Source organism: Gelidibacter pelagius, assembly GCF_017581925.1.
Classification (GTDB): domain Bacteria; phylum Bacteroidota; class Bacteroidia; order Flavobacteriales; family Flavobacteriaceae; genus Gelidibacter; species Gelidibacter pelagius.
Genome location: NZ_JAGEVG010000002.1, coordinates 20996 through 43249 on the forward strand (window position 1 = coordinate 20996; position 22254 = coordinate 43249).

Sequence of the window (22254 nt, forward strand, 5' to 3'; positions counted from 1 at the left end):
AAAGTTGCACAAAGGTAGTGAAAATCATCAGTTTTCTTGAGTTAATAAGTTGATGGAATTGTGGTCGAGACATTTAAAAATTCTAAATTTGCATTATTTAATTTGTAACCAAAAGATAGGATTATTGGATTTGTGGTGATTTTTTCTTAAAATCGGAACGATGCTCTAAAACCTGTTCTTGATATTCCAAAAAATATGTATCTAAAGAATTTTGAAATCCGTTGGAGTGATGTTGATGCCAATAGGCATTTGGCCAATTCTGCTTATGTGAATTTTATGAGCCATACGCGTGTGGCTTTTTTTGAAGACCATGGGTTTTCTTTGACTAATCTCGCAAAATTTCAAATCAGTCCCGTGGTTTTTTATGAGCATATCTTTTATTTTAAGGAAGCCTTCTTGGGCACACCATTACGAGTGAGTCTTGAAGTTACTGGGTTGAGTGAGGACGGTATGTTTTTTAGGATAGAACATAATGTCTATAATGATAAGGGAGAAAATTTGGCAAATTGTGAGTTGTTAGGAGCTTGGATTAATTTAAAAACCCGTCAATTGACAGGGTTGCCGGCAGAATTCCTAGAAGAGATGGATTCCTTTCCAAAATCAAAGGATTTTAAAATTTTGACCAAGGAAGATACCCGTAAATTTGGTAAAAAACCAGTAAATTTAGGTTGAGACTTTCGGTTTTTTGGTGACTAAATAAATGCCTAAAAATATCAAGGTGGAGGCAACGACTTTTACGGTAGTTAAATTGTCACTTCCCATTATGATTGCAAACAGCCCTGCAATAACCGGTTGGATATAAATGAAGATGCTCACGGTAGAAGCCCGTAAGTGCACCAATGCCAGTGGATTTAGCAAATTTGCTATATACGTGGCACCAATGATGACAAATGCGACTGCAAAGAACACATACGGACTGAAACTTGGCAAATCAATTTCCATTAATTCAGAATATCCGAACGGGACGACCATGAAAAATGAAAAGAGAAACAACCATTTGAGAAAAGTCAACGGATGGTATTTGGCAGTCAATTTCTTCACTAAGATGAGGTAAATCGCAAAGGAGGTAGCGTTTATAAATATCAGCGTATTTCCCAAAAGAACATTGTCATCGCTACGCAGTGATTTCCCGTAAACCGTCAGAATTATAGCGCCGGCAAATCCGATAAACACTCCCAGAATCTTCATTGAAGTGAGCTTTTCATTGAGGAAAATGGCAGACATGATCAGTACTAAAATCGGGGAAATTGTTGAAATCACAGAGGCATGGATAGGCGTGGTATGTTCTAGCCCTTTGAAAAACATAAGCATGTTTATGGCAATTCCGAAAAGAGCGGCTATAAAAAAATGGATATAATCTTTTTTATCAATCTTTTCCTTTGGGCCTATAAAGCTAAATAACCAGAATAATACAGTGGCGCCGCCTACCCTAAGCACTATAAATGCAAATGGTTTGACATAGCCGCCTACCATCACATCTTTGGCAAAGGTGTAATTTAATCCATACATTAACTGCACAATAAAAGCAGCAATGAATGCAAATGTTCTAACCTTCATGAATTGCTTTTTTCGCAGCTTCAACGGTTTTGGCACTGTTGCCTATGAATATCTGATTGTTATAAACCACAACGGGTCTGCTCAAGAAGGTGTAATGGTCAAGAATATAATTTTTGAAATCATTTTCTGTCAACTGTTTGTCCTTTAGTCCCAATGCTTTATAGCGTTGCGCTCTTTTGCTGAATAACGCTTCGTAGCTGCCGGATAGTTTGTGAAGTTCTTCCAGTTGTTCAGCAGTGATCTCCTCGCTCTTAATATCTTGAAAAATGAAATCAGAAGGCAATTCAAGTGTTTTGATGATCCTGACACAAGTGCTACACGATTTTAAATGGTATATTTTTTTCAAAATAGGGGATTTAGTAGTTAAAAATAATTCGTCAAAATAAAGCAATTATAATTACAATGCAAGCGTCTTAAATTACTTAGAATATAGGCGATTTCGAGTGCTTTAAGATGGTTCTAAAGTGGGATACTATGGATTCACTTTTAAATGCTCCTTGATTTGATCATAGGGCAGAACGATTTTTGTTATACCCTGTACGTAAGAAGCTACTTCGTAATTATTGTAGAGTAGCACCAAGCCGTCGTTGGCAAATCCTATATTGGATGGTAACTGAAAATCTTCACCAAAGAAAAAGTCTTCCATGGGCTCATCGTTATTCTTTGGTTTTGTTTGTTCTCTAAAGGCTTTCTCCGCAATTATTTTAAATTGGTCTAAATTCTTGATAAGGTCCTTTTGTTCTAAAAGAGTGCCAGTTTCTGGATTGAAATTCAAATAGGTCGTTCTGCTGTTCCCATGGGCTCCACCGGTATCAGTATAGGTTAGAAGACTTATACAAATAATCTCTGGCGATTCATATAACACTTCACCGTCCACCTTGACTTCCCATTTTTGGCTGCTGTCTTGAAAATCTTCTTTAAACGATCTAAACTCCTTGTCAAATTGCGAAACAGCGTCAGAAACAGAGATGTCATTCTCTGGTGTGTCGGCCATATTCATCTCATTGGCAATGACATGCTCTATCTGTTGGTTTATTTTATTGGCAACAGATTTTGTTCCGATGGCTTTTGGATAGTCAATAACAATTGTTGCATCAGTTGATTTTTCGATATGCTGTGTTTCGAATGATAACTTGACGTCTTTATTACAAGCTGATAACAGCAAGGCAGCGATCAGAAAGAGGCTTAGTTTTTTCAAGGTATTTGAGGTTTTGTTAAACAATCAATAAAGGTATTACATCCTTTTGTAACCAACCACTTAAAGGTTAAATTTGTTGTGAACAAAATCAGATGTTATGAAATTCAACACAAAAACCATTCACGGCAATCAGGAGCATGACAAGGCTTATGGTGCTGTGATGCCGCCGATATATCAAACAACAACCTATGCGCAATCCACTCCTGGAGGTCATAAAGGATATGAATACTCAAGAAGTGGTAATCCAACCCGAACGGCATTGGAAAACTCATTTGCTAGTATTGAAAACGGAACCCATGGTTTGGCTTTTGCATCTGGTTTGGCGGCCATTGATGCAATTATGAAACTTCTCAAACCTGGCGATGAGGTCATTTCAACAAATGATCTTTATGGCGGAACTTATCGTTTGTTTACCAAGATATTTGAAGGTTTTGGAATTAAATTCCATTTTGTTGGGATGGAGAATGCCGCTAAGATTGAATCTTATATCAACAAAAATACCAAGTTGATCTGGGTGGAAACACCCACAAATCCCATGATGAATATTATTGACATTAAAGCCACGGCCGCGGTGTCAAAAAAACACAAGATTATATTGGCAGTCGATAATACCTTCGCAACGCCTTATTTGCAGCAACCTTTGGATTTGGGCGCTGACATCGTGATGCATTCGGCCACAAAGTACTTGGGAGGCCATAGTGATGTGGTTATGGGAGCACTAATTGTAAAAGAGAAAGACCTTGCAGATAGATTGTATTTCATCCAAAATGCAAGCGGTGCGGTGTGTGGCCCTCAAGATAGTTTTTTAGTGTTGCGAGGGATTAAAACCCTGCACATAAGGATGCAGCGCCATTGTGAAAATGGAAAGGCCGTAGCGGAGTATTTAAACAAGCATCCGAAAATCGAAAACGTGTATTGGCCAGGTTTTGAAAACCATCCGAATCATGCTATTGCAAAAGCGCAAATGAAAGACTTTGGCGGAATGGTATCTTTTACCACAAAAGGAAACAATTACAAAGAAGCCATCAAAATTGTTGAAAACTTGAAAATTTTCACCTTGGCAGAGTCTTTAGGAGGTGTAGAGTCGCTTGCGGGACATCCAGCAAGTATGACGCATGCCAGCATACCCAAAGAGGAACGGGAAAAAATCGGAATTGTTGACTCCTTAATAAGATTGAGTGTTGGTATTGAAGATGAAGAAGATTTGATTGCCGATTTAAAACAGGCGATAGGCTAGAATACTACTTGAATAACTTAAAAAAACAACTATATAAAAAATAATTTTCTTGTTGGGTAACTCAATGTTAATCAAAGTAATGAATATACCCAATATTTAACCATAGCATATAATCATTGGATTTGTTAGAAGGTAGTTTATGGTTTAAACCATCAACATCGTCACTGAAATAGTGTTGCCATCTTAAATCGAGCATTAAATCTGAGTAGTAGGATACTTTGTACCGTGTCCCAATACTTCCCACCAGTGAGAAAGTGGTTCCTTTTTCTGCGTTTACAAATTCAGTATCCCTAATTGTTCCATCGGAATAGCGATGCCAGGGACCATAAAAATTATCTAAATTCTTTGGGTTTCCGTCATTATAGGTTGTATAAACCTTGGGGTTATATGCTGTAAAATGGACACCAAAACTCACGAATGGTGTGAAAGAGTTTGTCGCATAGGAAAACTCTCTAAGGCTGAAAGGAAAGTAATCCAATTGCACTCCAATATCGAAATTCTGGGTTTCGCCAGTATGTGCCCTTAACTTATCGGCATTTACTCCTGGCCGGGCGGGGTCTGCCCATTTGCCAAAATGTTTAAGTTTGGCTGTATTATAAGAAAGCTCACTACGTAACTTGAAATGATCATTGAAATAGGCGAAAGGCTTATAACCAGGAGTGTCCTCAAAATTCATGAAATGGACAATACCAATACCAAAACCTGTATTGCCTGTAGAGCTTTCAAAATCACGTCGTTCACCAAAATCCGATTGAAAAGCTACAGGGCCAACTATAATACCTAATTCGTTTGAGAACCTGATTTGAGCAAAGCCTGATGAAATACCCATAATAAATACAGATACTATGGATAACTGTTTCAAACTAAGCGCCATATAGTGTTGTTTATTTAACGGAATTGGTATTAACAAATATATGAAAACTGATTTAACTTCCAAACAAAACATTAGCAACGTGAAGATTATGGTTAAGAATTTATTTTCATCTGTTGTGATATCGGTTTTTTTAAGCCCTATTTCCAGCAAAATAATATTAATAGACTAATGAATCTTAATTAAATTACAGATATCGCAATTTTTGATTATTGATATAATATTTTATTGAGAAAAATTCATCAAAATTTTTAATTTACCTATATTTGTGAGGTTAAATGCAGTAAAAGCTGATAATAAGTTAATAAATGACAGAGAAATTAGTATCTTTTTTAGACTATGTACAAAGAAACAATCCCAATGAACCGGAATTCCTACAAGCAGTTCACGAAGTAGCAGAAACTATCCTACCTTATATAGATGACAACCCCAAATACCAAGATAAAATGTTATTGGAGCGCATGGTTGAACCAGAGCGTACCATAATCTTCAGGGTTCCATGGGTTGATGATCATGGTAAGATTCAGGTAAATAGAGGTATAAGAGTTGAATTCAATTCGGCTTTGGGTCCATATAAAGGGGGCCTGCGCTTTCATCCAACCGTAAATCTGAGTATTCTAAAGTTTTTAGGGTTTGAACAAACCTTTAAAAATTCCCTTACAACACTTCCTTTGGGAGGTGGAAAAGGAGGGTCTGATTTTGATCCAAAAGGGAAAAGCGACAACGAAGTGATGCGCTTTTGTCAATCTTTCATGAATGAGTTGTACCGTCATATTGGTGAAAGCACGGATATTCCGGCTGGCGATATTGGTATTGGTTTTCGAGAAATTGGTTACATGTTTGGGCAATACAAAAAAATCCGCAATGAATTTACAGGAATTTTGACTGGTAAAGGCTTGTCTTATGGCGGGTCATTGATTAGGCCAGAATCGACAGGGTATGGCTGTGTGTATTTTGTAAGAAGCATGTTGGCTCTGCAAGGTGACACTATGAAGGATAAAACAGTATCTATTTCTGGAGCTGGAAACGTAGCACAATATGCTTGTGAAAAAGCAACGGAATTTGGTGCAAAAGTACTGACAATGTCTGATTCTTCAGGATATATTTATGATCGGGACGGTATAGACGCTGATAAATTGGCATTTATTATGGATTTGAAAAACGTAAGGCGTGGAAGAATAAGCGAGTATGTAGATAAATATAAAACGGCAACATTCCATGAAGGAAGACCTTGGTCGGTAAAAGCGGATATTGCTTTGCCATCAGCCACACAAAATGAGCTGAATGAGGAAGAGGCTGAAATACTTATAAAAAACAAAATCATGGTCGTAGCCGAAGGTGCTAATATGCCATGTACACCAGAAGCCATTGAAGCCTTTCAAAAAGCGAGGGTTTTATTTGGACCAGGAAAAGCTGCCAACGCAGGTGGGGTGGCAACGTCCGGGCTGGAAATGAGCCAGAATGCTTTAAAACTTTCTTGGGATAGAGAGAAAATAGATGGGAAATTAGTGACCATAATGGAAGATATCCATCAATCTTGTGTGACCTACGGAAAGCAGGAAGATGGTTTTGTTGATTATGTAAAAGGGGCAAACATTGCCGGTTTTGTTAAAGTAGCAGATGCTATGTTGTCACAAGGCGTCGTATAATTTATCAAGAGAATAATGATTTAAGGCTTCAATAAATTCTTATTGAAGCCTTATTTATGTTCTTAATATATGAATAGCCCAAAAATGTCGTTAGTAATAAATATCTTTGGCATCTATTGGTATTCTATGATAAAACTGATAACATCCGTTTTTTTATTTTTCCTTGTGCTTTCATCACAGGCACAGGATTTTTCAACATTATGGCAAGGTTATTTTTCCTTTTATAATATTAAGGACGTTGCTATTGGTGATAATAAAGTGTACGGTGCTTCTGAAAATGCAATTTTCACCTTTGATTTGTCATCGGATGAAATAGAAACCATAACCACAATAGAAGGTTTGTCTGGGGAGACCATTTCAACAATTGCCTATAGTCAAGCTTATGAAACCTTATTGATTGGCTATGAAAATGGCCTTATCGAAATTGTTTCAGGTCCCGAAAATGAAATATTATCGGTGGTAGACATTCTCGACAAGCAAACCATTCCTCCAAACCTTAAACGCATTAACCATTTTAATGTTTTTGATGGTTTGGCTTATGTTTCTACAGACTTTGGAATTTCGGTTTATAATTTAGAACGTCTGGAGTTTGGAGATTCTTATTTTATCGGAAATGGAGGGAGTCAAATTACTGTGAATCAAACCACGGTATTGAATAATGCAATTTATGCAGCTTGTGGGAATAATAACGCTATAAAACGAGCAGAATTATCAAATTCAAACCTCATAGACTATCAGCAGTGGCAAACCTTAGGGAATGGAAGTTTTCTTTCGGTTGAAAGCGTTGGAAATCGTCTGTATGCCATCCAATCCAATCGTGTGATCTACGAAATTTCCAATGGTGGGTTCACAGCGTTATTCACTTATTCAAATTTGCCTCTGGATGCAAAGGCAGTTAATAAAAATCTAATAATTACCACTGAAAGCAATGTTTACGTGTACAATAGTAGCTTTGGTACTTTGGCTACAGCAACGCTTCAATCTGAGTTGAACACAAAATTTACTGCCGCGACAGTTATTGAAAATCATATTTATATAGGAACCAGTAGTATTGGTATGTTGAAAACCAACTTATCAAATCCAACAGCTTATGAAGTGATCGGTCCTGAAGGTCCACTTATGAATGATGCTTTTAAAATTGAAGCTGGTAATGATAATTTATGGGTAACCTACGGAGATTATACTGTTGAATACAATCCTTATCCTTTGCGCAATTTTGGGCTTAGCCACTTAGTTGAGGGAAATTGGATCAATACGCCTTTTAGTAGTCTTTTAGCTGCCCAAAACTTGAATTATGTTGCTGTTAATCCCTTCAAGCCATCACAGGTATTTATAAGTGCTTGTCAACAAGGCATTTTGGAACTTAATGATGATGTGCCAACTGTATTGTACAATCAGAATAACAGTGGACTGGAAACAATTGCCGCCAATGACCCTTCAATAAGACAAACTGGGTCTCAATTTGATCGAAATGGATTATTATGGACCTTAACCTGTCGCGTGGATAAGCCGTTGAAATCTTACAATCCAAGCACTGGACAATGGCGGGGTTATAGTTTCAGTGAAATTATTCAAGATCCTATTAATGACGAATTTGGCTTTGGTGATCTGGTGATTGATAGAAATGGTACCAAATGGATGGCATCTTATAAGAAAGGTGTCATTGGTTATACTGAAAACGGAAACAAGATTAGATACTTGAATTCTGAAGAGCAGAACATGCCTGATAATATAGTATCTGCAGTTGCCATTGATAACAATAATCAACTGTGGATCGGTACTCGAAAGGGATTGAGGGTACTTTATAATACAGGTAATTTTTTTGATGCCCCCAACCCAAGCGTGAAGGAAATTATAGTACTTGATGATGGTATCCCTCAGGAACTATTGTCCAACCAATTCATCACAGATATCAAAGTTGATGGCTCCAATAATAAGTGGATTGGAACTTTAGATGCCGGAGTTTTTTATTTCTCTCCTGACGGACAACAAACCATATATCACTTTACCACAAAGAACTCCCCATTGCCTTCCAATTCCATAAAAGATATCTCTATTGATGCGCAAAACGGTAAAGTTTATATTGCAACGACTAAAGGATTGGTGTCTTTTTCTTCCGGTGGATCCAAACCAGAAGAGGAATTATCAAGTGCTTTTGTTTATCCGAATCCTGTAAGACCAGAATATGATATTCTTGGTGCCAGCAATTTAAATGATATTAATAAAGGGGTCAAAATTAGAGGCATCACTGAAAATGTCAATATAAAAATCACTGATATTGAAGGTAATCTCGTTGCTGAAGCGCAATCAAGAGTCAATTTAAGAGCTGCACGCTCCAGTTACAATTTTGCAATTGATGGAGGAACCGCTATTTGGAATGGTAAAAATTTAGCCAATAATATTGTGGCTTCTGGAGTTTATTTGATTTTGATTTCTGATTTGGATTCTTTCGAAACCAAGGTATTGAAATTATTGATTATCAGGTAAGCCACTCATTTAAACAGACTATGTTAGTTAAAACCAACGCCATTGTTCTTTCCAAGATAAAATATGGAGACCATGATGTGATTGTAAAATGCTACACCAAAAACAGGGGAATCGTCAGTTATTTATTGCGTGGGGTTTTAAGAAGCAAAAAGAGCAACTCCAAAATTGCGTATTACCAGCCCTTATCGCAATTGGAAATTGAAGAAAATTACCGTGCCAATCAATCCCTTCATTATATTACAGATGTTAGATTGAGTGTGCCCTACCATAGTATGCACACCAATATATTAAAAGGAGCTATTGTTATGTTTTTGTCAGAAGTTTTGACGTCTACTTTAAAAGAAGAAGAAGCCAATCCATCCTTATATGAATTTTTGGAAACCACACTTCAGTGGTTGGATCATGAAACCGACTTTGCAAATTTTCATTTATTGTTTTTATTGGAACTTTCCAAACACTTGGGGTTTTATCCAGACACCTCACAATCTACCTTCCCATTCTTTAATTTGCGCTCAGGAAGTTTTGAACTCAAACCGCAAATGCCTTATACCATTACAGGGGAAAATTTAGTGCTCATGAAACAGCTGTTGGGCATAAAATTTGATAGTTTGAATGCTTTAAAGCTGCATTCAAAACAACGGCAATCCTTTCTGAATTTATTACTGCTTTATTTTGAATTGCATCTATCAGATTTTAGAAAACCAAAATCACTTCAAGTATTTAATGAAGTATTTCACTAAAACCAACTTTTACACTATGAGATTTTTATTTTTGATAAGTGCTTTCCTCCTCGTAGTTGGTTCGGGACAATCACAGAATATTAAAATCTTAGAAGAATCCACCAACCTTCCGATTTCTGGAGCGGCAATTTACAATGCTTCAAAAAGTAAATCTACAACTTCTGATATTGATGGTGTTGCCAATTTAAGTCGATTTTCAGTAGATGAATTGATTTTTATAGAACACTTGCTTTATATAAGTGGCAGTTATATAGTCTCAGACATTACCAATAGAACAGTGTATTTAAAACCTAAAATTGAAGGTTTGGATGAAATTGTGGTCTCAGCATCAAAATTTCAACAAAGTAAACGTGACATCCCTCAAAAGATTATTAATCTCAATGCGAAGTCCATCGCTTTCGCAAACCCTCAGACCAGCGCAGATGTATTGGAGAATAGCGGCAATGTATTTATTCAAAAAAGTCAGATGGGTGGCGGAAGTCCGATGATAAGAGGTTTGTCTACCAACCGTCTTTTGATGACGGTAGATGGTGTACGCATGAACAACGCCATTTTTAGAGGAGGTAATTTGCAAAATGTAATTTCCATAGATCCTTTTACCATTCAGAATACAGAAGTTACTTTAGGTGCGGGCTCTGTGGTTTATGGTAGTGATGCCATTGGTGGGGTGATGAGCTTCTATACCCAAACGCCACAACTTTCTTATTCTGATTCCCTCTATTTTAAAGGACATGTTGTAGGAAGATATGCCACGGCCAATAAAGAGAAAACAGGGCATCTGGATTTGAATTTCGGATTGAAAAAATGGGCCTTTTTAACCAGTGTGAGCTATACTGATTTTGACGATTTGAGAATGGGCAGCCATGGCCCTATAGATTATATCAGACCTGAATATGTACACACTTCTGGAGGTGTTGATAGTGTCGTCCAAAATGAGAATGATCAAGTACAAACCCCTACAGGCTATGACCAAATTAATTTTTTGCAGAAGGTCAGGTATGAGCCCAAGGAAGACTGGAGCTTTGATCTGGGTTTATATTATACCACAACATCAGAGTACTCAAGATATGACAGATTGATTCGTTATAAAAAAGAGAATTTGCGTTCTGCAGAATGGAATTACGGGCCACAGCGTTGGTTTATGGGAAATTTGCAAGTAACGAAGTTGAGTAGTAATTCCAATCTTTATGATAAAATTCAATCTACAGTAGCCTATCAAAATTTTCAGGAAAGTAGAATGGATAGAGATTTCAATAAAACTGATCGAACAATTAGGGAAGAAGCAGTGGATGCCATTTCCTTTAATATAGATCTTGAAAAGCAATTGGGCAAAAGAATGGAGTTCTTCTATGGCTTGGAATACATCTACAATCAGGTCATCTCCAATGGGATGATAGAAGACGTCCAAACAGGAATTACTATGCCGACAGTATCACGTTATCCCAACGGATCCGATTGGCAATCTGTGGCTGCTTACACAAGCCTTAAGTTTAAACCCAATCCAAAGTTTGTGTTGCAAACGGGTGTTCGTTACAATCACGTGATGATCAATGCTGATTTTACAGAAAACAATGCCTATCTCGAATTGCCATTTACCACAACTAAGATCAATACCGGTGCTTTTACGGGAACAGCAGGAGCCAACTGGAATCCGAATCAGACACTAGGTCTGAGGTTGAATGTGTCATCGGCCTTTAGAGCACCGAATATTGATGATATTGGAAAAGTTTTCGATTCCGAACCTGGTTCAGTAGTCGTGCCAAATGATGATTTGAAACCTGAATATGCCTACGGTCTTGAATTTGGTGTCAAACTGAATTTTGAAAATGTGTTTATTTTGGATATGGCCACTTACTATACGCATTTGGACAATACATTAGTCCGTCGGGATTTTAGATTAAATGGTGCCTCCGAAATTGTCTATGATGGCGAGATGAGCACTGTTCAGGCCATTCAGAATGCCGCAGAATCACGCATTTATGGTTTTGAGTTGGGCATGCAGGTCAATTTTACGAAAGCCTTAAAATTGAAATCTCATTACAATATTATTGGAGGTGAAGAAGAGGGTAATAACGGAGAAAAAAAACCGTTGCGGCACGCCGCTCCACAGTTTGGTGCCACGCATCTATTATGGCAAAATAACAGGCTCCAGATCGATGGATTTGTTAAATATAACGCTGAATTACCTTACCATCAATTAGCACCTTCCGAACAGAACAAGGATTATATCTACGCGTTGGATGGCAATAGCAATCCCTATTCACCGTCATGGTACACGCTGAATTTAAGAACCCAATATGAGTTTAGTGATGCGATATCTCTAACGGCAAGCTTGGAAAATATTACCGATCAGCGCTATAAACCATACTCTTCAGGGATCGCAGCCCCAGGGCGAAATTTGATTGTGGCTTTAAAATATACGCTTTAGGATTGTTGATTGTTGATTGAGGATTTAAGATTGTTGAATTAAGAGCTGCATAGAATATTGAATAATCAAATTTAGATTGCAAAACTCGAAACCTGAAACTCAGAACCCAGAATTAAGAACAAACCGTTTGGAAATTATTTGTCCGTTGGAGAGTTCTACACGGGCGATATAAGCGGCTTGACTCAAATGATTGAGACTATAAACTTCCTTGGCATTGCTGCCTTTTAGATGATGTAGCGTACTGCCCAATACATCCATAATTTCAACGGATTTGATGCTCAGATTTTGTCCGACAGAGAATTCAACTTGCCCGTTACTGAGTCCGATAATCGACACCTCAGTGGTGTCCAAAATGTATTCAGCTGCGGATAAGGTTTGATTTTTAAAAGAAATAACGAAACGATCATTGAATTCGCCAGTTGCTGAAGTAAAGTTATAATCGGAGACCGACAAATTATGCTCAATATCCAGTAAATTATCTTTTATAAACAGATTGTTTTCATCAAAAAATTCACCTTGTAATTGGGCGATGGACAATTTATATAAGGTAGGTTGTGAAATAGAAGTTTTAAACCCTAAAGCGACTGCTTCATCTAAATTTAAACTGTTTATAGCTTTTCCTTGAATAGCATATTTCTTAATGCTTTCTGGGATTTCTGTGTAGATGATAGCACTTAAGCCCGTTGAAAGATTGCGTTCAGCATCATAGGCAAATCCATCAACCCCATCGGTTGCACCTTCCACATAAGCCACCAAAATTTGATTGAAGATGCCATTATCTGAAGTGAGGTTGATCCAGAATTTATTTGGTACTTCTGAAGTAGCATTCCTAAAAAACTGAGAATTACTAGTGGCATCCGCCATCCTCATGGAATTTTTGAAGGTCAATGTGCCACCGTCATGGATTCCAATAACAAAGAAACCTTGCCCTGATGGAATGTAATCAGAAGGGATTTCCGCCGTTCCACCAGCTGTATTTCCACTTCCCACCGTAATGATGGCGTAATCATTTCTATTAAAGTTAAGCACTTGATTGCCGGGATTACTGGCTAAAGGAGGACTGGCCTGAGACCATAGATAAGCGGCGCCGGATATGACATCCGAATTGTGACTATGAACGAGTTTGAAATCGATAGCAGATGCGTATGGATTGCCAATAAAATTCCAGTCATTGTCGGTCTCAATGTTATTTGTATGAATGGTTAAAGAAATGTTTCCGTTATTGAATTCGCCACTAAATGTCGTTGTATCACTTCGTGGAAATGTTCCAGAGTTGTTGGAAGTAGATGCATAACCTACACCCGGAATCATCCGTCCTGTAGCCAACTGCCAATCGTCACCATTATCATCTACATCGTCACCATTGGTGTCTTCATAATTTGCCGCCTCAAAATAAAACCGTCTGTTGGGAGAAGCCATGCTTAACGCAGATTCGACGGTTTCATTGGTTACAGGTGAACTCCAATAAGTGTAGTCATACCAATTTTGTTTTTGGGCTGTGTGTTTTCTCACCCGTGCGGCAGCTGGGATTTCCAAAGTAAAGGTACCCGCATTTGCATCATCACCGCGTTGCACAAATGCTGCATTACTATCGACAAAGATGTCTCCAAAGTCCATTGGCGAATTTCCGTTGACAATCACATCCGTAATGACTTCCACGTAATAATTTTCCGTGATATTTAAGGTAAATCCGGAATTGACAACAAGGCTACAGGCCGTAAAACTTCCAGATGTAGGACTTGTGGTATAATGCCCGTTAATAATTGCAGTTGTCTGATCGTCTGGAATTGACGGATGCCAATTGAAGCCATCCCAGGTCGTCTGATTGATTTCTAATCTTACCACATTGCTCGCTGAAAAGCAGGTGGCATTGTTCTCACGGATTTGTGCATAATATTGATAACCGTCCAAATCAAGTGTGCTTAAGATATTTAAGTGGTCAGTTTGTTGACCGGAGTAGTCAAGATTTGTCTCTAATATTTCTATCCAATTCGTTGTCCCAGGGGCATTATAATACCATTGATACATTAAGGAATACCCACCTGGAACCCCTTCCGTACCCGATACTGTCAGTGAGGCATTTAAAACACAACCTGAGCTTGGTGCCACAGGGTGTAGGGTGAGCGTAGGCGATGCCCCGCCTGAAAAATCGAAATGGCCAATATCAGAATAATCGTTTGTATGGCAAGAGCTGGGGCCTGAACCTACCCAGTCAATGACATTCCAGTCGCTAAGATTAAAAATAGGATTCGGAAGCAGTGAGGCTATATTTAAGCGTCTAAAGTTAAAGCCACGGTCACCGGTAATTATGGTAGCATCCATCCAAGAGTTGTCCATATAGACTCCAAACTCATCGACAACTTCTGTTCCGTTGGACTTTAATAAACGGATCGCATCATGTTCATTATCCTTTTTGTTGATGCCGCTTATAAGCGTGTTTGTTAGAGCCGCAAATTGACCATTTCCGCCATCTTGTGGACAGGAGTTTGAATTGGTCGGATTTGCCGCAACCCCAATGGCTACGACATAGGTTGAATTGTTTGCTAGAGGGACATCTTGAAGTGAAAACGTATTGGTAGGAGCACTTGATCCGTTGTTATAGATGGCTAAAGAATATGCTCCCAAAAAGACTGTTGCACCCGTACCGTTATAGATTTCTATATAACTTAATCCGCCTACCGTGGCGTCAGTAATCTCGCTGATAAATAGGTCGGAAAGCGCAGGAATTCCTTCGCAGCCTCCAATTTGGCTGTCTATAACGGTAAAGGGAATTGTGCTTGTACATCCAATATTGTTCACAACCACAATCTGACCTGTAGATGCTTGTTCTGGAATGGTCACTTCAATTGTGGTCGAATTAATAAATGCGGTTGCCATGGCAATGCCGTTCATGCTTCCGGAAGTTGAGCTGTCGAAATTGGTTCCGGTAACGGTCGCGATGGTTCCTGCAGGTCCATTTGTTGGAGCTATCATAGTGCTCGTAGCGACACAAAGTCCTGTCCCTCGGATTGCGAAAGTGTAAGGGTTTTCATCATTGTCGTTGTTGACTATGGAGACCATTGCGTTTCTTACACCAGCTACCAAGGGAGAAAATTCAATTTCTAAAATTGAAAATGTTCCAGGAAGGATGGTCGTTGCCGGATGCACTGTGATGGTAAAATCCCCAGGATTGAGGCCCATGATAATCACGCTTGATACGGTTAGATCCAAATTCCCAAGGTTTAGAATACGGTAGGTTTTGGACTGTGATGCCCCTACGTATTGTGCGGCAAACAACGTATTTCTTAAACTAAAAGGAGACATTTCTCCATTGGCAATCTCAAGATAAGGATGGACGTTGGCCTCCACTCTAATTTCAGGAGCCATAACATTTAATACCCCTGAAATATAGGTGGTGCCATCCCAAAAGTTCCCCGCCGAACCATCAGCCAGAATACCGCCGTAGGACCAGATCCCACCATTCAGCCGAAAACGGGTGGCGTAGTAGTAAGTTCCAGGACTGGTGATGACAGCGCCTAAATTGGCACTATATTCATCATTTTGTCCATTATTACAATCTAAACAATTAATGTTATAAGTTGCAGGGATCCAATTGGTCCAAGTATTTGGATTGGAATTGGTAAGACTAAAACCTATCTCTGCAATAATTCCATGGCCTTGTCCAACACCGGGAGTGACGCCTTCTTCATAAACTTGTCCGTAAATATCAAAATCATCACCTAAATTGATGCTTCCAAAACCCGGGAATTGGAGGTTGCAGAAATCGACGGTATCCACACTTAATTCACCGCTTCGGTTGGAAGTTCCATTCCAAAAGCCACCACCCAATCCGCTATAACCACCATATCTGTAGGGTCCATCATCCAATTGGAATCGGCTGGCGTAATAATAATTGCCAGAAGCTAATGCTGGTCCGATGTTGGCGACATATTCATGGTTATTAGCTGCTTGGGCGTTATAAGCTGCAGGAAGCCATGTCCATCCAGATGAATTTGGGTTATTGTCAATGGTGTTATAGCCAATCCAGGCTGCCATTCCAGAATCTGGTCCCGCAGCTTCCGTAACGCCTGCTTTGTAAACTTGGGCATAGACATCAAACCCGTCTCCTACTGCGATATTTCCATTTTGAGGAAATTGCAGATTGCAATTATCCACGGTGGTTGTTGAAGCTGCGGTCCATACAATGTCATCAATGACAACTTGATATGGAGTGATGTTTCTTATTTCTATGATGACATCACCAGTGATATTGATTGTGTTTACTGTGAAGGTCTGGACTGTCGTGTTGTCCCAAGCAATAGAAGTGCCTTGGGAAACGCCGTTGACAAACAATTCAACTTGTCTGTTTCCGGCTCCTGTAAATCCTTTTAAGAGACGGCATGTAAAGCTCCCAATGCCATTTGGTATTGGAGAAGAAGTGACTCTGCTTTGGTCAGAAACACGTCTCAACATCAAGCTACTCCCTGTGATAGGAAAATCCCCTTGGTTGCGAGACTCTACGTAGGTCCAGGTTATACCGTTGTCTCCAAGATAAGATCCATTAGTATAACTGGCGGTGGCGTTACTATTCGTAAAACTCTCCGAGCCCTGCCCATACCCGAACAGACCAAAGCATAAAAATGCTACCAATAAGAGGACGTATTTTTTAATCATGAGAAAATTAATTAATACTTATTGCTAACACAGCTTATCAAATATAAGCTAAAATGTCTTATGTTCAACATGTTATGATTTATGAGTAATTATAAAATAGTTGCTATTTTTGCATATGTTTTCGAAAAAAACCTATACCGTCGATGAAGCCTTAAAGAGAATGGAACGCTACTGCAGTTATCAAGAGCGCTGTCATAAGGAGGTCATCCAAAAACTTCGTGGCATGTACATGATTCCTGATGCCATTGACCATATTGTGGTGAAATTGATGCAGGACAACTTCTTGAATGAAGAGCGCTACGCCAAAGCTTTCGTCAGTGGAAAATTCAGAATTAAAAAATGGGGGAAAGTACGATTAACGCGTGAGCTTAAGCAAAAGGACATCGGAAAAACTCTGATCACCATGGCACTTCAAACCATAACCGATCAAGAATATTTGGAAACCTTCCATGCGATGGCTGAAAAGAAGGCAGAAAGTATCAAAGAAACGAACGTTTTAAAGAAAAAGAAAAAATTGGCAGATTATCTGTTTTATAGAGGATGGGAAAGCCATTTGGTGTATGAGAAGGTGAATGAGGTGTTTTAGGGATAGGGACCCGCCCGAACGTGCCTTTTCGGTACGGGCGGGTTAGGGATTAGAGGTGAGTGGTGAGAGATGTGTGAAAAATTGTGAAGTTTAATTAACGATTAACGATTAACGATTGAAGAATTTTGATTTTTGAATAACGAATAACGAAGTTTTTTTAATTATCCACACTAATCAGGAAGTTTCACATAGTTCGGAAAGTGTCTGCGAAAATCTGTACGATCCGCGGGAAATAATTCTAAATTTAAAGATATGAGTGATGAGAAAATCGCGAAGTTTGATTAACATCTGCCCGTCCGAAGCTCTTGCGGAGACGGGGTTTACGATTAACGATTGAAGAATTTTGATTTTTGACAACAGACAACAAAAAAACCGTACCATTCCTAAGAACCATACAGTTTTATCTATCAATTAAATTGTCGTTTATAAGTTAAATGACGCGCCAATATTAACTACAAATTGATTATAGATGTAATGCGCTGGATTGGTGATATTGGTTTTGTATTTTGCAATTGGGAAAACCGCTTCTGTAAAAACTCCAAATCCATCTGAGAAAAAATAACGAGCCCCAACATGACCACCAAAGTTCTTTAAACTCAAGTTCAAACCTGGATAAACATCAAAATTTTCATCGACATTCAGAACGCTTCCCAAATGGGCATTGAATCGACCTTTGATGTCAAAACGGTCACCAAAACTCGCATCTAACTCTTCTCTCACACCTAAAGCATACGCACCTGTAACGCCTACAGAGATGTTTTCACCAAGGCCATAATCAAAGCTCACATTAATTCCTGTTGCATTATCTTGGAAGTTGGCTCCAATTTGAAATTTATTATCGGTTTCACCTATAAAAGCCTGTGCATTTGCAAAAGAAACGCTTAAGACGCATAAGATTACAATCAGTTTTTTCATGATAAAAGATTTGTGTTTAATTTTCGTGCAAAGATAACTATGTTTTTTAATAACGCGCTAAGTATTTAGTCTAAACTCTTTAGGGTTCTGCTAATAGCTTTTTCATTTTTCCAATCAATCCATTTTTGGCCCTTTATCTTGCGCATAAAAGTATCAAAATGCCGCATGACAACAATATTATAAACAGCTTTCCCAAAGTTTTTTGGATTTCTGGCAATAGCGCGTAAACTCATTGAAAATCCTGGAGTTAGGTATTTCATATAATGCCAATAACCTTCTGGCATATACAACACTTCGCCATGGTTCAATTCTGTTTTGTAGCCTTTTGCTTTTTTAAGTGCTGGCCATTTTTCCAAATCTGGATTTGAAAAATCAATATCCTCACGGGTAATCAAAGAATGTGGGATTTTATAGAGATAATCATTTTGCTTCTGATCAAATAAAATACATAGTTTTTTTCCTTCAAAGTGAAAATGGAAAATGTTGGCCAAATCAATATCATAATGCATAAATGTATGTGAATTCTCGCCGCCAAAAAATAGCATTGGCAGACCCTTCATCAGTTTTAGACCAAAATCAGGATAGGAATAATCGTTCTGCAATTGTGGTACTTCCTTGAGTGCATTCCATAAGAAAATCCGAAATTTAGTCGGTTCACGTTTCAAAAGATCGATATAATCTGCCATTTTCATTTTGGCATGAGGCTCATTAAACCCGTCCTTATGATGGACAGGCCGATCGTCATAGAGTGGCACAACCTTATCTCCTGCAATGTCTTTAATGTAATCTAATCGCCACTTTTCATAAGCGGGCCAATCTTCAATAAATCGCTCAATTACAACCGGTTTTTGTGGTTTGAAATAATGCTTTATAAAATCCTCTTTGGTAATGGTTTTTACACGAGGGATGTCTTGTAGATCTAGTGCCAATACATTAAGATTTAGCCTGCAAAGTTAAGCAATCGGAATTAAATGTTTTAAAAGGAATGTTAAATGTTTGACTGTCCCAACGATAGGTTCGGTGGGGCTGTACTATAGATTAGTACTTGTCTTGAGTACATGCCAAAAGTTGTTATCATTAATACAAATAGAAAAACCTGCACTTCATGCGAAGGCAGGTCTTTCATTACTTTATTTATTTTGACATCATCAATGGACAATGCGTTTTAACTGGATTCATAATGTTACATCCCAAAGAATTAAATAATCCTATCATGACCTAAGACTTCATTCCTCAAAAATACGGGAATGACTAGTCATCCTTTTTCGGAGCACTCTTAGTTTGGGAGCTATCCTTTTGAATCGCTGCAGTATCCTTACCTTTTAGATATTCTGGTAGGTCCATTCCGGCCATGTTGAACATGTCCTGTAACGGTGGTACAGATTTATACATTCCAGACAGAAAATTGGCCGTTGATGATTTCCCATCACCAGTGCCGCCGTTTTCCCACACGGTTACTTTATCAATTTTGATATTTTTAATGGCTTCTGCCTGTGTTTTCACCAATTCTGGTAGTTTATCTGCAATCAACAGCAATACCGCATCTTTTGAATTGTTACCGGCAGCTTTCACAATTTGGTCTAAACCTGCTGCTTGTTTGGTCAAGACTTCATAAAGGCCTTGCGCTTCTGCTTGTGCCTTAAATAGAATTGCATCGGCTTCACCTTTTGCTCTTCTACGGATGCGTTCGGCTTCCGCTTCAGCATCGATTTCTACTTTTTGTTTGTCGATTTCTGCAGGCACGATGATGTCGGCCATTTGTGAGGAACGCACTCGTTCAGCTCTTGCTATTTCTGCTTCTTTTTCGGCAGCATAAGATTCTTCCAAACCTTTTGCTGTTTGCACTTTTTCTGATGCCGTAGCCACACGTTCTGCTTCCGCTTCGCGTTGACGTCTTAAGGAATCGGAGTTTGCAACCGCAATTTTGGCTGTGTTTTCTCCTTCAACCGCTTGTGCATTGGCAGCAGCTACTTGCGACCTTTGATCTTGCACCGCATTGGCCTCACCGATGGAACCGTCTCTAACTTTTTCAGCAACCGACTTACGGGCGGCATTGATTGCATGTGCAGCAGCTTCTTTACCTAAGGCCTCGATATATCCAGATTCGTCAACAATATCCGTAATATTGACGTTGATCAATTTTAGACCTACTTTTTTCAGTTCTGACTCCACACTTTGTGAAATGTTTGTCAAGAATTTATCTCTATCGTTGTTGATTTCCTCAATGTCCATGGAAGCTACAACCAAACGCAATTGACCGAAAATGATTTCTTTTGCCAATTCTTGAATGTCGCCCATCGCTAAACCTAACAAACGTTCAGCCGCATTTTGCATCACTCCTGGCTCTGTTGAAATACCAATTGTAAATCTGGAAGGCACGTTGACCCGAATGTTTTGTTTTGAAAGTGCATTGACCAAGTTGACCTCAATGGACATTGGTGTCAAGGTCAAAAATGAATAGTCTTGGATCACTGGAAAAATAAAGGCAGCACCACCATGGATGCATTTGGCTGATTGGCCACCGCCAACTTTACCGTAAACTACCAGAATTCTGTCGGAAGGACAGCGTTTGTAGCGTTTGATAAGGATAATTAAAAATACAAAAATAAAGAGGATCGCAACAATGACTGCAATGGGCAGCCCTAAATTAAACGTCTCTTGTGTCAGCAGGGATCTCATAGGTTATTGGTTTAAAGGGTTCTATTGGTTTAATGGTTTGATCGACAATTAGAATGCCGTTGCTGGTGACATCTACAACTTTAATAATGGTTCCAGACTTTAATTCTGTAAAAGAATCTGAAAGGGCGTCGAGCTCTCGCAATGTGCCTTGAACACGCACGCTCACCTTGCCCATTCTTGAACGGTTTTCGCCAATGGTCAAATAGACTTCGCCAATGGCGCCGATGGCATTTTTATAATCGAGTGTGCCACTATCGGTGAGTTTTTTCATATAATGGAACATGGCCGCCATAATGGTCATCATGGCCATACCGGATATTACTGAAATTAAAACGGTGATTGGTTTGGAAAGACCTTCGCCTATGCACGCAATTCCCGCCCATCCAAAAATCGTAAAAAAGCCGATGAGGTTTTTAAGTGAAATGAATTGAAATTCAATGCCCGTATCGGCATCAATCGAGGTGTCAACATCATCAAAGTCCTCACCACCTTCAATGCCTATAAGTGTCATTATGACAATGATCAGAAACACGAGCGAGCCAATAAGGGCAATCACCCAATAAAATTTGGCAAACAATTCTAAATCTGAAAACCACTCCATCATAATCGGATAATTTATAGTTTAAAAACGAAATATAAGACCTTTAAAAATCTTAGACCATTTTTTTAGATAAAAGGTTGTTGCATTAAAACGAATATATAATACGCATTAAGTATAATGATATAAGATTGTGGTCAACCTTTTAATTATTTGTAGGCAAATGAAGGTTTTTGTTACAAAATATATTGTTTTTCTATTCCAAATGTCGGGATGAAAGATAGGGGCCTTATTTTAAATCAAATTCTGTGTCGCACATTTCACACCGATATTTATGTTTTGTATAAAATGGGAGTGAAGAAAACAGGACTCCAAAAAGAAACCAAAATAGTGATTTCAGATCTTTGATTGTGGAGAATAATTCGATGTAAGTACTCTTGCAATTGGGACAACGGATGGAATTCCCTGCATCATCTAAAGAATATTTTTGAATGGAACTTAGAATCATTTGGGCTTCTACCGCCTGATAGGAGAGTACTTTCAGTTTGATCCCACCAATAGCTTTACTCACTAATGGATCTGTATCAATCGTAAGATTGTCAGACAGAAAAACTTCAATACCATCAGATTCCAGTCGGCCTTTAATAATCTGAGCCTCTGTAGAATATTGAAATACGGCAACAGTTGTAAAGGTTTCGGTTTTCATAAGGCAAGGG

At 38.7% G+C, this 22254-nt stretch carries 17 protein-coding genes; 7 read left to right on the forward strand and 10 right to left on the reverse strand.

Features of this window, described 5'->3' with window-relative positions; genetic code table 11:
* Positions 1–195 precede the first annotated feature (195 nt).
* A complete protein-coding gene (locus J4051_RS01790) occupies positions 196–672 on the forward strand; it encodes an acyl-CoA thioesterase (RefSeq protein WP_208232006.1) in 477 nt (158 codons plus the stop codon).
* Here the strand turns inward: J4051_RS01790 and J4051_RS01795 are convergent.
* The 3 genes from J4051_RS01795 to J4051_RS01805 all read right to left on the reverse strand — a co-directional run bounded on the left by J4051_RS01795 (position 664) and on the right by J4051_RS01805 (position 2755).
* Positions 664–1557 carry a DMT family transporter gene (locus J4051_RS01795; RefSeq protein WP_208232009.1) on the reverse strand — a complete coding sequence of 298 codons (894 nt, stop codon included), beginning with the start codon at positions 1555–1557 and terminating at the stop codon, positions 664–666. The two genes, J4051_RS01790 and J4051_RS01795, sit on opposite strands and share 9 nt — an antisense overlap.
* Positions 1547–1903, reverse strand: coding sequence for an arsenate reductase family protein (locus J4051_RS01800; protein ID WP_208232011.1), 357 nt, complete (start codon positions 1901–1903; stop codon positions 1547–1549). The genes J4051_RS01795 and J4051_RS01800 overlap by 11 nt, the downstream gene beginning before the upstream one ends.
* 126 nt (positions 1904–2029) lie before the next feature.
* Entirely contained in the window at positions 2030–2755 is a 726-nt protein-coding gene (locus tag J4051_RS01805) for a DUF3298 and DUF4163 domain-containing protein (protein WP_208232013.1), read from the reverse strand.
* A gap of 97 nt (positions 2756–2852) precedes the next feature.
* Between J4051_RS01805 and J4051_RS01810 the strand changes: the two genes are divergently transcribed.
* A complete protein-coding gene (locus tag J4051_RS01810) occupies positions 2853–3992 on the forward strand; it encodes a cystathionine gamma-synthase (RefSeq protein WP_208232014.1) in 1140 nt (379 codons plus the stop codon).
* A gap of 67 nt (positions 3993–4059) precedes the next feature.
* On the opposite strand, the gene J4051_RS01815 is transcribed toward J4051_RS01810, so the two are convergent.
* A complete protein-coding gene (locus tag J4051_RS01815) occupies positions 4060–4866 on the reverse strand; it encodes a THC0290_0291 family protein (RefSeq protein ID WP_208232015.1) in 807 nt (268 codons plus the stop codon).
* 305 nt (positions 4867–5171) lie between these two features.
* On the opposite strand from J4051_RS01815, the gene gdhA reads away from it, so the two are divergent.
* The 4 genes from gdhA (at position 5172) to J4051_RS01835 (ending at position 12167) form a co-directional block, all read left to right on the forward strand.
* Complete coding sequence (gene gdhA, locus J4051_RS01820; protein WP_208232016.1) at positions 5172–6512, forward strand: NADP-specific glutamate dehydrogenase; 1341 nt, start codon at positions 5172–5174, stop codon at positions 6510–6512.
* Between the two features lie 126 nt (positions 6513–6638).
* A complete protein-coding gene (gene porZ, locus J4051_RS01825) occupies positions 6639–8999 on the forward strand; it encodes a type IX secretion system anionic LPS delivery protein PorZ (RefSeq protein ID WP_208232017.1) in 2361 nt (786 codons plus the stop codon).
* 20 nt (positions 9000–9019) lie between these two features.
* On the forward strand, positions 9020–9739 hold the full coding sequence (gene recO, locus J4051_RS01830; RefSeq protein WP_208232018.1) for a DNA repair protein RecO: 720 nt from the start codon (positions 9020–9022) through the stop codon (positions 9737–9739).
* A gap of 16 nt (positions 9740–9755) precedes the next feature.
* Positions 9756–12167 carry a TonB-dependent receptor plug domain-containing protein gene (locus tag J4051_RS01835; RefSeq protein WP_208232019.1) on the forward strand — a complete coding sequence of 804 codons (2412 nt, stop codon included), beginning with the start codon at positions 9756–9758 and terminating at the stop codon, positions 12165–12167.
* Positions 12168–12266: 99 nt separating this feature from the next.
* Here J4051_RS01835 and J4051_RS01840 read toward each other — a convergent pair whose 3' ends face one another.
* The gene (locus J4051_RS01840) at positions 12267–16820 is read right to left on the reverse strand and encodes a choice-of-anchor D domain-containing protein (RefSeq protein ID WP_208232021.1); all 4554 of its coding nucleotides are present in this window, start codon (positions 16818–16820) and stop codon (positions 12267–12269) included.
* A 115-nt stretch (positions 16821–16935) separates the two neighbouring features.
* On the opposite strand from J4051_RS01840, the gene J4051_RS01845 reads away from it, so the two are divergent.
* The gene (locus tag J4051_RS01845) at positions 16936–17406 is read left to right on the forward strand and encodes a regulatory protein RecX (RefSeq protein ID WP_208232022.1); all 471 of its coding nucleotides are present in this window, start codon (positions 16936–16938) and stop codon (positions 17404–17406) included.
* Between the two features lie 423 nt (positions 17407–17829).
* On the opposite strand, the gene J4051_RS01850 is transcribed toward J4051_RS01845, so the two are convergent.
* The 5 genes from J4051_RS01850 to J4051_RS01870 all read right to left on the reverse strand — a co-directional run bounded on the left by J4051_RS01850 (position 17830) and on the right by J4051_RS01870 (position 22244).
* Complete coding sequence (locus J4051_RS01850; protein WP_208232023.1) at positions 17830–18321, reverse strand: DUF6646 family protein; 492 nt, start codon at positions 18319–18321, stop codon at positions 17830–17832.
* A gap of 65 nt (positions 18322–18386) precedes the next feature.
* Positions 18387–19250: a cupin-like domain-containing protein gene (locus J4051_RS01855; RefSeq protein WP_208232024.1), complete on the reverse strand. Its 864-nt coding sequence runs from the start codon at positions 19248–19250 to the stop codon at positions 18387–18389.
* Between the two features lie 322 nt (positions 19251–19572).
* Positions 19573–21000 carry a flotillin family protein gene (locus tag J4051_RS01860; protein ID WP_208232025.1) on the reverse strand — a complete coding sequence of 476 codons (1428 nt, stop codon included), beginning with the start codon at positions 20998–21000 and terminating at the stop codon, positions 19573–19575.
* A complete protein-coding gene (locus tag J4051_RS01865) occupies positions 20969–21604 on the reverse strand; it encodes a hypothetical protein (protein WP_208232026.1) in 636 nt (211 codons plus the stop codon). Before J4051_RS01865 ends, J4051_RS01860 begins: the two co-directional genes overlap by 32 nt.
* A 223-nt stretch (positions 21605–21827) precedes the next feature.
* Entirely contained in the window at positions 21828–22244 is a 417-nt protein-coding gene (locus tag J4051_RS01870) for a DUF2007 domain-containing protein (protein ID WP_208232027.1), read from the reverse strand.
* Positions 22245–22254: the final 10 nt, after the last annotated feature.

Excerpts from the sequence above, each read along its gene's own strand:
- J4051_RS01840 (WP_208232021.1), bottom strand. The coding sequence starts at position 16,820 with ATGATTAAAAAATACGTCCTCTTATTGGTAGCATTTTTATGCTTTGGT.
- J4051_RS01795 (WP_208232009.1), bottom strand. The coding sequence starts at position 1,557 with ATGAAGGTTAGAACATTTGCATTCATTGCTGCTTTTATTGTGCAGTTA.
- J4051_RS01860 (WP_208232025.1), bottom strand. The coding sequence starts at position 21,000 with ATGAGATCCCTGCTGACACAAGAGACGTTTAATTTAGGGCTGCCCATT.
- J4051_RS01810 (WP_208232014.1), top strand. The coding sequence starts at position 2,853 with ATGAAATTCAACACAAAAACCATTCACGGCAATCAGGAGCATGACAAG.
- J4051_RS01790 (WP_208232006.1), top strand. The coding sequence starts at position 196 with ATGTATCTAAAGAATTTTGAAATCCGTTGGAGTGATGTTGATGCCAAT.
- J4051_RS01845 (WP_208232022.1), top strand. The coding sequence starts at position 16,936 with ATGTTTTCGAAAAAAACCTATACCGTCGATGAAGCCTTAAAGAGAATG.
- recO (WP_208232018.1), top strand. The coding sequence starts at position 9,020 with ATGTTAGTTAAAACCAACGCCATTGTTCTTTCCAAGATAAAATATGGA.
- J4051_RS01835 (WP_208232019.1), top strand. The coding sequence starts at position 9,756 with ATGAGATTTTTATTTTTGATAAGTGCTTTCCTCCTCGTAGTTGGTTCG.
- J4051_RS01815 (WP_208232015.1), bottom strand. The coding sequence starts at position 4,866 with ATGGCGCTTAGTTTGAAACAGTTATCCATAGTATCTGTATTTATTATG.
- J4051_RS01850 (WP_208232023.1), bottom strand. The coding sequence starts at position 18,321 with ATGAAAAAACTGATTGTAATCTTATGCGTCTTAAGCGTTTCTTTTGCA.
- gdhA (WP_208232016.1), top strand. The coding sequence starts at position 5,172 with ATGACAGAGAAATTAGTATCTTTTTTAGACTATGTACAAAGAAACAAT.
- J4051_RS01865 (WP_208232026.1), bottom strand. The coding sequence starts at position 21,604 with ATGATGGAGTGGTTTTCAGATTTAGAATTGTTTGCCAAATTTTATTGG.
- J4051_RS01870 (WP_208232027.1), bottom strand. The coding sequence starts at position 22,244 with ATGAAAACCGAAACCTTTACAACTGTTGCCGTATTTCAATATTCTACA.
- porZ (WP_208232017.1), top strand. The coding sequence starts at position 6,639 with ATGATAAAACTGATAACATCCGTTTTTTTATTTTTCCTTGTGCTTTCA.